The organism is Streptomyces sp. NPDC059718 (assembly GCF_042733315.1).
GTDB lineage: Bacteria > Actinomycetota > Actinomycetes > Streptomycetales > Streptomycetaceae > Actinacidiphila.
The window spans coordinates 31,718-44,160 of the sequence record NZ_JBHWGA010000028.1; the positions used below are offsets into that span (position 1 = coordinate 31,718).

Annotated in this window: 10 protein-coding genes; 3 read left to right on the forward strand and 7 right to left on the reverse strand. The window is 73.2% G+C overall.

All coding sequences use genetic code 11. The features are described 5' to 3' along the window. Window positions 1–57: 57 nt before the first annotated feature. Entirely contained in the window at window positions 58–1,236 is a 1,179-nt protein-coding gene (moeZ, locus tag ACFV3E_RS28420; RefSeq protein ID WP_500537235.1) for an adenylyltransferase/sulfurtransferase MoeZ, read from the forward strand. Between the two features lie 78 nt (window positions 1,237–1,314). On the opposite strand, the gene ACFV3E_RS28425 is transcribed toward moeZ, so the two are convergent. The 5 genes from ACFV3E_RS28425 to ligD all read right to left on the reverse strand — a co-directional run bounded on the left by ACFV3E_RS28425 (window position 1,315) and on the right by ligD (window position 7,035). Beyond that, window positions 1,315–2,502: an acyltransferase family protein gene (locus ACFV3E_RS28425; protein ID WP_500537236.1), complete on the reverse strand. Its 1,188-nt coding sequence runs from the start codon at window positions 2,500–2,502 to the stop codon at window positions 1,315–1,317. A gap of 111 nt (window positions 2,503–2,613) precedes the next feature. Next, window positions 2,614–3,483, reverse strand: coding sequence for a glycerophosphodiester phosphodiesterase (locus tag ACFV3E_RS28430; protein ID WP_500537237.1), 870 nt, complete (start codon window positions 3,481–3,483; stop codon window positions 2,614–2,616). 282 nt (window positions 3,484–3,765) lie between these two features. After that, the gene (locus ACFV3E_RS28435) at window positions 3,766–4,833 is read right to left on the reverse strand and encodes a phosphotransferase family protein (protein ID WP_500537238.1); all 1,068 of its coding nucleotides are present in this window, start codon (window positions 4,831–4,833) and stop codon (window positions 3,766–3,768) included. Next, entirely contained in the window at window positions 4,830–5,921 is a 1,092-nt protein-coding gene (locus tag ACFV3E_RS28440) for an Rv3169 family protein (protein ID WP_500366543.1), read from the reverse strand. Before ACFV3E_RS28440 ends, ACFV3E_RS28435 begins: the two co-directional genes overlap by 4 nt. 82 nt (window positions 5,922–6,003) lie before the next feature. Next, the gene (gene ligD, locus ACFV3E_RS28445; protein WP_500366541.1) at window positions 6,004–7,035 is read right to left on the reverse strand and encodes a non-homologous end-joining DNA ligase; all 1,032 of its coding nucleotides are present in this window, start codon (window positions 7,033–7,035) and stop codon (window positions 6,004–6,006) included. A gap of 76 nt (window positions 7,036–7,111) precedes the next feature. On the opposite strand from ligD, the gene ACFV3E_RS28450 reads away from it, so the two are divergent. Continuing rightward, window positions 7,112–8,164 carry an ATP-dependent DNA ligase gene (locus ACFV3E_RS28450; protein ID WP_500366539.1) on the forward strand — a complete coding sequence of 351 codons (1,053 nt, stop codon included), beginning with the start codon at window positions 7,112–7,114 and terminating at the stop codon, window positions 8,162–8,164. Here the strand turns inward: ACFV3E_RS28450 and ACFV3E_RS28455 are convergent. Both ACFV3E_RS28455 and ACFV3E_RS28460 read right to left on the reverse strand, forming a co-directional pair. Further along, complete coding sequence (locus ACFV3E_RS28455) at window positions 8,137–8,763, reverse strand: NIPSNAP family protein (protein ID WP_500537239.1); 627 nt, start codon at window positions 8,761–8,763, stop codon at window positions 8,137–8,139. The genes ACFV3E_RS28450 and ACFV3E_RS28455 overlap by 28 nt on opposite strands. Window positions 8,764–8,815: 52 nt before the next feature. Then, complete coding sequence (locus tag ACFV3E_RS28460) at window positions 8,816–11,725, reverse strand: lysylphosphatidylglycerol synthase transmembrane domain-containing protein (RefSeq protein WP_500537240.1); 2,910 nt, start codon at window positions 11,723–11,725, stop codon at window positions 8,816–8,818. 173 nt (window positions 11,726–11,898) lie between these two features. Here ACFV3E_RS28460 and ACFV3E_RS28465 point away from each other — a divergent pair, with 173 nt between their 5' ends. Then, on the forward strand, window positions 11,899–12,300 hold the full coding sequence (locus ACFV3E_RS28465; RefSeq protein WP_500537241.1) for an MGMT family protein: 402 nt from the start codon (window positions 11,899–11,901) through the stop codon (window positions 12,298–12,300). Window positions 12,301–12,443: the final 143 nt, after the last annotated feature.

Consider the following 12,443-nt stretch of genomic DNA (forward strand, 5'->3'; position numbering starts at 1 on the left):
GCGTGGCAGTGTTACGGGAATAACCACCGTAGTGATCGATCGACAAACGGAGTCCCCGTGTCGCTGCCACCCCTGGTCGAGCCGGCCGCCGAGCTCACCGTCGACGAGGTCCGCAGGTACTCCCGCCACCTGATCATCCCCGACGTGGGGATGGACGGGCAGAAGCGGCTGAAGAACGCCAAGGTGCTCTGTGTGGGCGCCGGCGGTCTCGGTTCGCCCGCCCTGATGTACCTGGCCGCCGCCGGGGTGGGCACGCTCGGCATCGTGGAGTTCGACGAGGTCGACGAGTCCAACCTGCAGCGCCAGATCATCCACAGTCAGGCGGACATCGGCCGCTCCAAGGCGGAGTCCGCCCGCGACAGCGTCAAGGGCATCAACCCCTACGTCGACGTGGTCCTTCACGAGGAGCGGCTCGAGGCCGACAACGTGATGGACATCTTCAGCCAGTACGACCTGATCGTCGACGGCACGGACAACTTCGCGACCCGTTACCTGGTCAACGACGCGTGCGTGCTGCTGAACAAGCCGTACGTCTGGGGCTCCATCTACCGCTTCGACGGCCAGGCGTCGGTCTTCTGGTCCGAGCACGGCCCCTGCTACCGCTGCCTGTACCCCGAGCCCCCGCCGCCGGGCATGGTGCCCTCCTGCGCCGAGGGCGGTGTCCTGGGCGTGCTGTGCGCGTCCATCGGCTCCATCCAGGTCACCGAGGCCATCAAGGTCCTCACCGGCACCGGCGAGCCGCTCGTCGGCCGCCTGATGATCTACGACGCCCTGGAGATGCAGTACCGCCAGGTCAAGGTCCGCAAGGACCCGGACTGCGCGGTCTGCGGCGAGAACCCGACCGTCACCGAGCTCATCGACTACGAGGCCTTCTGCGGCGTCGTCTCCGAGGAGGCGCAGGAGGCGGCGATGGGGTCGACGATCACTCCCAAGCAGCTCAAGGAGTGGATCGACGACGGTGAGAACATCGACATCATCGACGTCCGCGAGCCCAACGAGTACGAGATCGTCTCCATCCCGGGCGCGCGTCTGATCCCCAAGAACGAGTTCCTCATGGGCAACGCCCTCCAGGACCTCCCGCAGGACAAGAAGATCGTCCTGCACTGCAAGACCGGCGTCCGCTCCGCCGAGGTCCTCGCCGTCCTGAAGTCCGCGGGCTTCTCGGACGCGGTCCACGTCGGCGGCGGCGTCATCGGCTGGGTCAACACGATCGAGCCCGACAAGCCGGTGTACTGACCGACAGGTGAGGCCAAGGCCCGCGGCGTCCGACCGGTTCGGACGCCGCGGGCCTTCGCCGTCCCCGGGGGCCGGACGTCACGGACCTGCCGGCGCGGCCTCGGCCGGCGCTGGGAGGGCCGGGCCGGTGGTCCGCGAACGGACCGGCGCGAGCAGGGACTTCCAGGAGCGGTGCCGCTTGAAGGGCAGCTCGAAGACCCGGGCGAACAGCCACGCCACCAGCAGCGAGACGGGCAACGCCAGTACGAGGGTGAACCAGAACGTGGGCAGCCCGGGGGAGACGAACCTGGGGGCGACGCGCCTGATGACGGTCATGACGACGGGCAGGTGGACGAGGTAGAGGCTGTACGAGAAGTCGCCGAGGACACGGACGGGGCGTGCGGTCAGCAGCCGTAGCAGGAGGGCGGGCCGTCCGGTGGCGACCGCGGCGATCAGCATCGTCATGGCGGGCGCGACGGCGAGATCCACCCAGAAGTAGTGGTCCACCGTCCAGACCTGTCCCTTGACGGCGGCGAGCGCCACGACCGGCGCGGCGGCCAGGACGGCGAACCAGTGCCACGGCAGGCGCCGGACCCGGGCCGACGCGACGACGATCCCCGCGCCCGCCAGGCCGGCGACGAACACCGGGGCGAGATGCGGGGTGAGCCAGTTGTTCCCCTCCACCGGGGTCACGTGCGCGGCCATCAGGCCCCGGGCGACGACCAGGAGCGTCACTCCCGCGACCAGGACCACGGCGCCCAGCCGCCGCCGGACGAACAGCAGGAGCGGGAAGAGGAGGTAGAGCTCCGCCTCCACGCCGATCGACCAGAACGTGCCGTTCGGCGTCGGCGCGGTGAACACGTCCTGGGCGACCAGCCCGTACACCAGGACCGTCGCGCCGGTGGGCGGCCCGAAGTGCGAGGCCGGCACCACGAACAAGGCGACGACCAGGCTCAGCGCGAGCGCCGCCCAGTACGGGGGGAGGATGCGCCAGGCCCGGCGCCGCAGGAAACGGGCGGCACCGCCCAGCCGCCAGCCGTCGCGCGCCGGGGAGATGGCCAGGGAGAACCCCGACAGCACGAGGAAGAAGACGACGGCGAGACGGCCGTACACGAGCCCGTCCAGCCACCAGGGGGCGGAACTGTCGGGATACCCCGGGAACGTGTACAGCCAGCAGTGGAACAGGAGTACGTACAGTGCGGCCAGGCCGCGGAGACCTTCGAGGCCCGGCACTTCCTGCCGGCCGTGCGCCGTGCCGGCGCTGCTGACGGGGCGGCTCGCGTCCAAGGGGATCGTTCGGCCCTTTCCTTCCGCGTCGGCGACCCGGTGCCACCCACGGTGACTGGTACGTCGCGTTCGGCCGAGCGGTTCAGCGGGCCGCGCACGCGACCGTCCGGGTCACTGCACGCCGTTGCGGATGACGTCCGGGCGGTTGGTGATGATGCCGTCGGCGCCGAGGGCCGCCATGCGGACGGCGGTGGTGAGGTCGTCGACCGTCCACGCGTTCACGCGCAGCGGCTTGCCGTCGGGGCCCTTCGTGCCGTGGACCGCCTGCACGTAGGCGTAGGTGACGTCCTTCTCGTCCGGGTTGATCTGGTCGGCGAAGGCCGCGTACTCCTTCAGCTGTGAGACCGGCGGGCTGCCCAGGAAGCCGGTCTCCACGGCCGGGCGCAGTTCGTGGGTGCGGCGCAGGGCGTCGGCGCTGAAGCTCTGGATGACCAGGCGGCCGGAGAGGTGGGCCCGGTCGAGCCAGCCGGCCTTCTCCAGGGTGTCGACGGTCTGCTTCTCGATGCCGGGGTAGAGCTCGGGCTGCTTGAGCTCCAGCAGCAGCCCCTGCTGGTCGCGGTCGAGGAGGGTCAGGTACTCCTGGAGGGTGGGGACGCGCTCGCCGCGGAAGCGGGGGGCGAACCAGCTGCCGGCGTCGAGCCGGCGGATCTCGGCGAGCGTGAAGTCGGCGACGCGCCAGGGGGCGCGGTCCGGGAAGACCTGCTCGACGTCGGTGGTGCGGTTCAGCGTCGCGTCGTGGATCACGACCAAAGCCCCGTCCTTGGTGCGCTGGACGTCGTTCTCGATCCACTTGATGTGCTGCTCGTTGGCCCGGCGTACGGCCGCCAGGGTGTTCTCGGGGGCCTCGGTGGACGCGCCCCGGTGGGCGAAGACCGTGGGGGAGGAGGGGTCCGCGGGGGCCGCGTGGGCCGGCATGGTGACGAACGCGGAGGCTCCCAGCAGGGCGGCGGCCGTGGCGGTACGGGCGAGGTGCTGGTGCATGCGTACTCCTCACGACGGCGCGGGTCCCCTCCCCGACCGAGGGTCGCAGCCCGCACCCGGACACGGCAGTGCACGACGTGACAAACGGGTGAATATCATCATCCCGTTCCCCCGCCAGGGTGGCACGGATGACGTCCGGCCGCAGGTCCTGAGGTCCACCCGGGCGGCAGCCTTGCCACAACGGGCCGCGGGGCCGTCCGGAGCGCCGCTGCGGGCACCCCGGGCAGCCCCGCCGTCACGGAACGTGAGGTTCCGCGTGAGGTTCCGGGCCGGGTCCTGGGATCAGCGGTGGGGGCCCTCCACCATCGCCTCCAGCGTGTCCCGGTGCAGGATCAGCGCGTCCGGGTCGGCCGGCATCTCGCGCTCGCCGAAGTGCACCTGGCGGTGACCGATCCGCAGCATCACGACCGCGTGCCGCAAAGCGGCGTACAGGAGGTGGAAGTCCAGGTGGCGCGGGGTGTGCCCGGTGAGCTCCGCGTAGGTCCCCGCGACGCGGTCGCGGTCGAGGAAGTCCGGCATGCCGGGGAAGCCGGCGGTGACGGTGAGGTCCTGGAAGAAGCGGTGCAGGTACACCAGCCAGGCGAGATCCAGTTCCCGGGGGCCGGCGGAGGCCATCTCCCAGTCGAGGACGGCGACGGGGGAGAAGTCGGCGTCGTAGACGATGTTGCCGACCCGGGCGTCGCCCCAGCTGAGCACGGACGGGCCGGGGTCGGCGGGCCAGTGCTTCTCCAGCCACGCGAAGGCCCGCTCGATGACGGGCGAGGGGGCCAGCCCGTCCACGACCCACTCGTAGTAGGCGCGTTGGGCGTCGACGTGCGCGCGCAGCGTCCCCTCGCCGGGGACGGTGTGGAGTTCGGCGAGGACGCGCACCGTCGAACGCTCCAGCCGCGCCCGGTCCTGCTCGGAGGCGTCGAAGAGCCAGTTGCCGCCGTAGGTGTAGGGCATGACGTCCGGCGGGACGCGCCCCGGGACGCGCTCCATGACGAAGAAGGGCGCGCCGAGCGGCCCCGGGTCGGGCTCCAGCCACAGCAGTTCGGGCACGGGGACGCGGGTGCGCGCGGCGACCGTCCGGATGACGCGGTACTGCGCGGCCATGTCGTACGTCGGGAAGACGGTGTAGGCGTCGGGGTCGCCGGCCAGCCGCAGCACGCAGGGGCGGATGCGCTGGCGCGCGGTGCCCGCCGGATGGGGGACGGCCAGGTCGAACAGGACGGTCTCGCTGGACAGGCCGTTCGCGGAGGGGGCGTGCACCGCGCGGCTGTGGGCGCCGGGGTGCTTCGCGGCCAGCCACTCGTCGAGGCGGCTGCGCAGCAGTCGGGGATCGCGGGTGGTGGTGCGCACCGTTGTCACATGGCCTCCTGACCGGTGAAGCCGCTGGGGGTGTGGCGGCCGAAGCTGCCGTGCTCAAAGATGCCGTAGCCGACCCGGCCGTCCCAGGCGAAACGCGCGGCGTGGTCGGTGACTCCGTAGGCGGCGGGCGCCATGACCGCCGGATCCGTCAGGTCATACGCACGGCGGTCGAGCCATCCGCGGCCCTTCCACTCGCCGTGCTGCCAGTCGCGGGCCGGCGGGTAGCCGGCCCCGACGGCGAGCGGGCTGGAGACCAGCACCTCGGCCTCGATCTTCCCGCCGTCGAGGTGGACGACGGCGGAGACCGGGGTGCGGGTGCCCTCCCGGTAGGTGATGCCGACGTGGGCCCGGCCCAGTTGCCGGTCCGGGCCGTGCTCGGTGATCTGCAGGGCCTCGTCCAGGGAGCGGTAGCCGTCGGCGTCCTCCTGGGCGATCACCATGACGAAGCGGTCGTCGAACCGGATCGGTATCCACAGCCAGTGGAAACCCTGCGGGCGGTGCTCCTCCTCGGCCCGTCCCGGGGCCTCGCCGGGCACCGGGCGCACACCCCAGCTGCGGTCCCGGGTGGCCGTCCAGCGGCCGCGCTCCACACGGATCTCCTCGCCGTCGCCGGTGCGGACCACACCGTGGCAGGTGCCGGCCTGGACGAAGCGGCTGGCCTCCAGGAAGAGCCGGCCGCCCCGGTACTGGGCGTGGTGCGGCTCCTCGACGGCCGGGAACGCGGCCTCCCATTCCAGGTCGTACGAGAGGAATTCGTCGTCGCAGGTCAGCCGCAGCCTGCGGAGCGGTTCCAGGACGTCGATGCGCAGCGGCCCGACCTGCTGCCGCATGCGGTCCTCGCCGAGCGCGTCCGAGGCGCGCACCGCGAGCATGCCGGTGCCGCGCGTCAGGGTCGCGTAGGCGTCGGTGACGCCCAGGTTGGGGTGGACGCCGAGGCCGGTGACGAGCAGGGCCCGGCCCTCGTGGTCGAAGAAGTGGAAGATCGAACGGTCGTAGGCGTTGCGGTCACCGGTCGCGACGTGGCGCATGGAACGGGCGATCTGATGGACCGGGTACTCGTCCAGGGGCACGGGTCGAGGCGCGGGCATGCGCCTGATGATGCGTCAGCGCGGTCGCGGTGGGAAGGGGTCGTGCCGCGCCGCCGTGCGGCCGCGCCGTCCTGGCGCGCCGTCAGTCCCCGCCGGCGTCGCCGTCCGGCGTCCGCCTGGCCCGGCTCGGCTGCACCCGCAGCGGCTCCCCGGGCATCTTGGGGTGGTCCGGCGGGTACGGCATGTCACCCAGCCCGCGGTCGTGCTCGTCGCGTTCGGCCAGTTCCAGGACGGCGTCCAGCCGGAAGGCGTGCTCCTCCATGCCGCCGTGGACGTCGCCCAGCTCGGCGTAGCGCGCGGGCATGGTGACCAGGTCGAAGTCCCGCGGGTGTGCCTGCGGCACCTCCTCCCAGCGCAGCGGCGCGGAGACCGGGGCGTGCGGCTTGGGCCGTACGGAGTAGGCGGAGGCGATGGTGCGGTCGCGCGCGGTCTGGTTGTAGTCGACGAAGATCTTCTCGCCGCGCTCCTCCTTCCACCACGCGCTGGTGACCTGCCCGGGCATCCGGCGTTCCATCTCGCGGGCGATGGCGATGGCGGCCCGCCGCACCCCGGTGAACGTCCACTCGGGCTCGATGGGCACGAAGACGTGCAGGCCCCGCCCGCCGGAGGTCTTGGGCCAGCCGCGCAGACCCAGCTCCTCCAGCAGCCCGCGCAGTTCGCCGGCGACGCGCACCGCGTCGGCGAAGTCGGTGCCCGGCTGCGGGTCCAGGTCGATGCGCAGCTCGTCCGGGTGGTCGAGGTCGCCGCGCCGGACCGGCCACGGGTGGAAGGTGAGGCAGCCGAGGTTGGCGCCCCAGACGACGGCGGCCACCTCGGTCGGGCAGATCTCGTCGGCGTGGCGGCCGGAGGGGAAGCGGATGCGGCCGGTGGGGATCCAGTCCGGGGTGTTCTTCGGCGCGCGCTTCTGGAAGAACGACTCGCCCTCGACCCCGTCCGGGTAACGCTCCATCGTCGTCGGCCGGTCGCGCAGCGCCCGCAGGACGCCGTCGCCGACCGTGAGGTAGTAGCGGGCCACGTCCAGCTTGGTGAAGCCCGGTTCCGGGAAGTACACCTTCCCCGGGTTCGAGATCCGGACCGTCCGCTCGCCGACGGTCAGCTCGACCGCCTCTGCCATGCCGTCACCGCCTCTCCCGTCCCCGACACGGTAGGCCCGACGGGCGGGCGGCGCGCGCCGGGCGGAGAATCGCGGCATGGACCTGCCGGTGATGCCGCCCGTGAAGCCGATGCTCGCCAAGTCCGCCACCGAGATCCCGCCCGGCATGCTGTACGAGGGCAAGTGGGACGGGTTCCGCGCCATCGTCTTCCGCGACGGTGCCGAGGTGGAGATCGGCAGCCGCACCGGCAAGCCCCTGACCCGCTACTTCCCGGAGGTCGTCGAGGCGGTCCGCGCCCAACTGCCGCCGCGCGCCGTCGTCGACGGGGAGATCGTCATCGCCGGCGGGGGCAGGCTGGACTTCGACGCGCTGCTGGAGCGCATCCACCCCGCCGACTCCCGTGTGCGGCAGCTCGCCGAACGCACCCCCGCCTCCCTCGTCGCCTTCGACCTGCTGGCGCTCGGCGACCGCTCCTTGATGGCGGACCCGCAGACCTGGCGCCGCCAGGCCCTGGTCGACGCGCTCGGCACGGCACGGCCGCCGGTCCACGTCGCCCCCGCCACCACCGACATCGAGCTGGCCCGGCGGTGGTTCGAGCAGTACGAGGGCGCGGGACTGGACGGCGTCGTCGCCAAGCCCCCGGACGTCGGCTACCGCCCCGACGAACGCGTCATGATCAAGGTGAAGCACGAGCGCACCGCCGACTGCGTGCTGGCCGGCTTCCGCTGGCACAAGTCCGGTCCCGTCGTCGGCTCCCTCCTGCTCGGCCTGCACGACGCCGCCGGCCGACTCCAGCACGTCGGCGTCTGCGCCGCCTTCCCGATGCGCCGCCGCGAGGAACTCGTCGCCGAACTGGAGCCGCTGCGCATGGAGTCCGCCGAGGGCCACCCCTGGGCCGACTGGGCCGAGGCAGAGCCCGGCGGCCGCATGCCCGGGGCCCAGAGCCGCTGGAGCGCGGGGAAGAACCTGTCCTGGATCCCGCTGCGGCCCGAGCGCGTCCTGGAGGTCGCGTACGACCACATGCAGGGCGACCGCTTCCGGCACACCGCCCGGTTCCGCCGCTGGCGGCCCGACCGCGACCCCGCCGGCTGCACCTATGCGCAGCTGGAGGAACCGGTCGGCTACGACCTCGGCGACATCCTGCGCTGAGGCCCCGGAACGCGCACCGGGGCGAGCCGCAGCCGCTGCGGCGGCCGCAGCAACCGCCGCTCCGGGCCGGCGGGCAGGACGGGCTCCTCGGGGCGTGCGCCGGCCTCCGCGTAGGCGGCGAACCAGACCACGACGTCCTCGCCGGTGCGCACGGGCAGCGCCGGGAAGCCGTTGGCCGCGTGCTCGGTGCGGTGCACGGCGCGGGCGGAGTCCGGGGGCGCGAAGCCGGACGGGTCGGCGGGGTGGCAGACGGTCGCGACGACCAGCCCGGCGTCGTCCGGCACGCGGTAACCGGGGCCGCGCAGCAGCAGGACGTCGTCGGAGTCGGTCATGGTCGCGTTGGCCTCCTCGCGGTGCGCCCGCCAGACGGGGCCGTCGTAGAAGGCGTGCAGGGCGCGGGTCCTGGCCGCCATGTCGGGGAAGGCCCGCATCCATACAAAGCGGTCCGGGTCGTCCAGGTCGCGGAACCGGCCGCCCACCCGGATCCCGGCGGCCTCCTGACCGGTGACGAACTCGCGCTCGAACAGCTCGACCAGGGTGTCCCGGGCGCCGGGGTGCAGGGTGTACTGGCGCAACTCGACGATGTGCGTGGTGTCCATGACCGGGGACCGTAGGGGCGGCCCACTGACATCCTCTGTCAGTGGGCCCGCGTCACAGCGCCTGCCGCCTGGTGAGCTGGGTGAACGCCAGCCAGCCGGGCAGCACCGGCAGCCAGAAGGTCAGCACCCGGAACAGCAGCACCGCGGAGGTGGCCGTCGCCGAGTCCAGGTGGCCGATGGTGGTCAGACCGGCGATCAGCGCGCCCTCGACCGCGCCCAGGCCACCCGGGGTCGGGGCGGCGGAGCCCAGCGCGTTGCCCGCCAGGAAGATCACCGCGACCGCCGCGAAGTTCACCTCGCCGTGGAAGGTGCGGATGCTGGCGTCCAGGCACAGCACGAAGGCGAGGGTCAGCAGCAGCGTGCCGCCGATGCCCGTGGTGAGCTTCATCGGCTGCTGCAGCACGTCCAGCATGCGCGGCACCACCCCGGCGAACAGCGCCCGCACCCGCGTGGACACGAAGCGCCGCAGCGGCGGCACCGCGGTGACCACCAGGAAGAGCACGCCGGCCGTGAGCAGGCCCGCCATCACCGTCCGGGACGGCGACAGGGAGGGCGTCTTCTCGGTGCCCGTGATGTAGCCGAACACCAGCAGCAGGCTGATGTGCGAACCGAGGCCGACCAGCTGCGAGGCCCCCACGCTCGCCACCGCGAGCCCCGGGCGCACGCCCGACTTCTGCAGGTAGCGCGTGTTGAGCGCCACGCCGCCGATGGCCGCGGGGGCCACCAGCTTCACGAAGGAACCGGCGATCTGCGCCAGCGTGGTGCGGACGAAGGACAGCTTCTCCGGCACGAAACCGGACAGCGCCATCGCCGCCGCGACGTAGCTGAGCGCGGAGGCCAGCACGGCCACGATGACCCAGATCCAGTTCGCCTCGGCCAGCAGTGTCGCCGGGTCGATGCTGCTGATCTGGGAGAGCAGGAAGTACGCGGCGAAGGCGCCCGCGATGATGCTGATCAGCGTGCGCGGCCGCACCCGCTCCAGCCGTACCGGCTCGACCGGGGCCTGCGGACGGATGAGCAGCACCTGGTGGCGGATCCGGGTGAGCAGGTCCTCCTCGCGGACCCCGTCCAGCGCGTCCTCGATCGCCTTCTTCTCGGCCCGCCGCTCGGCCTTGGTCTCCTTGCCCGCGTCCTTGCCGGCTGCCTCACCCGCGTCACCGGCCTCCCCGTCCGCCCGTCGGGCGCGGGAGGCGGCCAGCACCGCCTCGCGCTCGCGCTGCGCCCGCTCCCTGGCGAGCTGCTTCAGCGTGGCCCGGGTGGTGCGGCTCAGCGCGATCGGCTGCAGCAGCGGCAGGGAGTCGGCGACGGCGTCCGGGCCCAGCACGGCCACGGCCGAGGCCACCGACCGCTCCGGGCCGACGCGCAGCGCCAGGGTGGTGAGCAGCTGCGCCACGTCCATGCGCAGCACGATGTCGCCCGCCGCGATCTCCCCGCCGCGCAGGTCGGTCAGGAAGACGTCGCCGTGGCGATCCATCTTCAGGGCCTCGCCGACCAGCCTGCGGTGCGCGATCCGCCGCGACTGCAGCGCCCGCACCTGCTCCCAGGCGCCGTGCAGCACCTCGTCGGTGATCTCCTCGTCCGACAGCGCGTCCAGGGAGCGCCCGCCCATGTGCTCGTACACCAGCATCACGGCGTCCGGGCCCAGCTCGGAGGTGGCGATCAGCCGCGGGGCGTTGGCGCCGGCGGCGATGGCCGCGTAGGCCAGCAGCGCCTCCTGCTCCAGCGCCTGGCGCAGCGACTGGAGGCTGCGCCGCTGGGTGATCCCGCGCAGCTGGAGTCGGCGCCACATGCGGTAGAAGAAGCCGTGCGCCTGCTGCTCGCGGTCCACGACCGTGACGTCGAGCAGCGGGCCCCGCTCCAGGGTCACCAGGTAGCGGCGGCCCCGGTCGGAGTCGGGCGCGTCGGGGAACTCGTCCTCCGCGCGGACCGCCGTCAGCGGGGCGAAGCCCACCCGGCGCAGACCCGCGAGCAGGTTCTGGCCGGTCGGGCGGACGTTCGGCGAGCCGACCCCGTAGAGCGTGCCGTACGCCACGGTCCAGCCGATGAGCACGGTCACGATGATCGAGAACGGTGTCGTGTAACCGCCCACCAGCACCGCGAAGGAGTCCACGACCAGCACGAACCACAGCGCCACCCGCCAGCGCGGGCGCCGGGCCATGCCGACCGCCGTCATGTAGGCGATCACCGGGGCCAGGTAGCCGTGGACCGGGTCGGTGATCCCGCCGCCGGGTGCGTCGCGGGTCAGCGCGTCCCGGATCGCCACCGGCGCCGCGTCCGACACCCACAGGTCGGTGGCGAGCGACACCCCGTGGGCCAGGACCGCGGCCAGCACGCCGTCCGCGATGCGCAGCCCGTCCCGCTTGATCAGCCGCTCCACGGCGAACGCCACGGGCACGATCAGCACCGCCACGGTCGCCAGCAGCCCGGCGATCGTGATCAGCGGCTCGGGCGCGTGCGTCGCGCCCTCGGCGATGTCCTGCTCCACGCCGGAGGTCGTCGCGTGCGCGAAGCCCGCGATCATCAGCACGATCGCGATGCCGAGGAGCCCGAAGAGGAAGCGCATGAGGTCGACGGGCCGGTGCACGCGTGCGGGCAGCAGCGGCTCGTCCCGCGCCACCGGGTCGGTGTGCGGGGTGGTGCCGGTGACGGACTCTTCGGCGCCGGGGCCGTCGGCGGTGTCCGGGGCCTCGGCCGTGCCGGGAGCCTCGGTGGTGCCGGGAGCCTCGGTGTCCGGGGCCTCGGCGGTGCCGGGGGTGTCGTTCTGGGCGTCGTCCCCGGACCGCGCGGGCGTCACCGCCGGCTGCCCGGCCGGGGCCTTCGATGTGGCGCGGGTCTCACCGCGCGGGGCGTCACCGGACGCGGACACGGCCTGCTCGGCGCGCTCGTCCGGGGTCGCCGGGGAGCCGTCCCCGGGGCCCTCGGAGGCAGCGGGGACCGCGCGAGCGGCTCCGTTCCCGCTCACGTCGTGCTCTCCGGCTGTCTCTTTTTGATCTCGTATCACCAGTCACCGCCCGGATGATGGTGGCACGAGCGGCGCGCGCATGGGCGCAGGAGGGGGCAATTCGCCGTCCCGGGCGCCCCCGCACGCGCGGGCGCCGGCCGCGACTGTCGGTGCCGTGGGGCACCATGTGACGGATGAGCAAGGACACCGCGCACGACCCGGACGACGGTCCGGACGACGACGTCCAGGAGCTGCCCGCGTACGCGGAGCGCGTGCTGGACGTCGCCGAGCGGATCCCGCCCGGACGGGTCATGACCTACGGCGACGTGGCCGAGTGGCTGGGGGAGGGCGGTCCCCGGCAGGTGGGCCACGTCATGGCGCTGTACGGCGGGGCCGTGCCGTGGTGGCGCGTGGTGCGCGCGGACGGCGGGCTGCTGCCGGGCCACGAGCTGCGCGCCCTGGAGCACTACCGCGCCGAGGGCACCCCGCTGCGCCCGGCCCCCCGGGCCGCGAAGGGCCACATACCCCGCCTCGACATGCGCGCGGCCCGCTGGGACGGCACGGACCCCGTGCCCGCCCCCGGCGGGGACGACTGACGACCGGACGCTCACACCATCCAGCTTCCGCCATCGGGGACCGGTTGATGCCATCGGCCGTCCGGACGGAGTACGGCGCCCCGCGTCCGGCCGCTCCCGCATCCGTACGGGAAGGACGGAACGCGCGGCGGTCCGCTCGACCG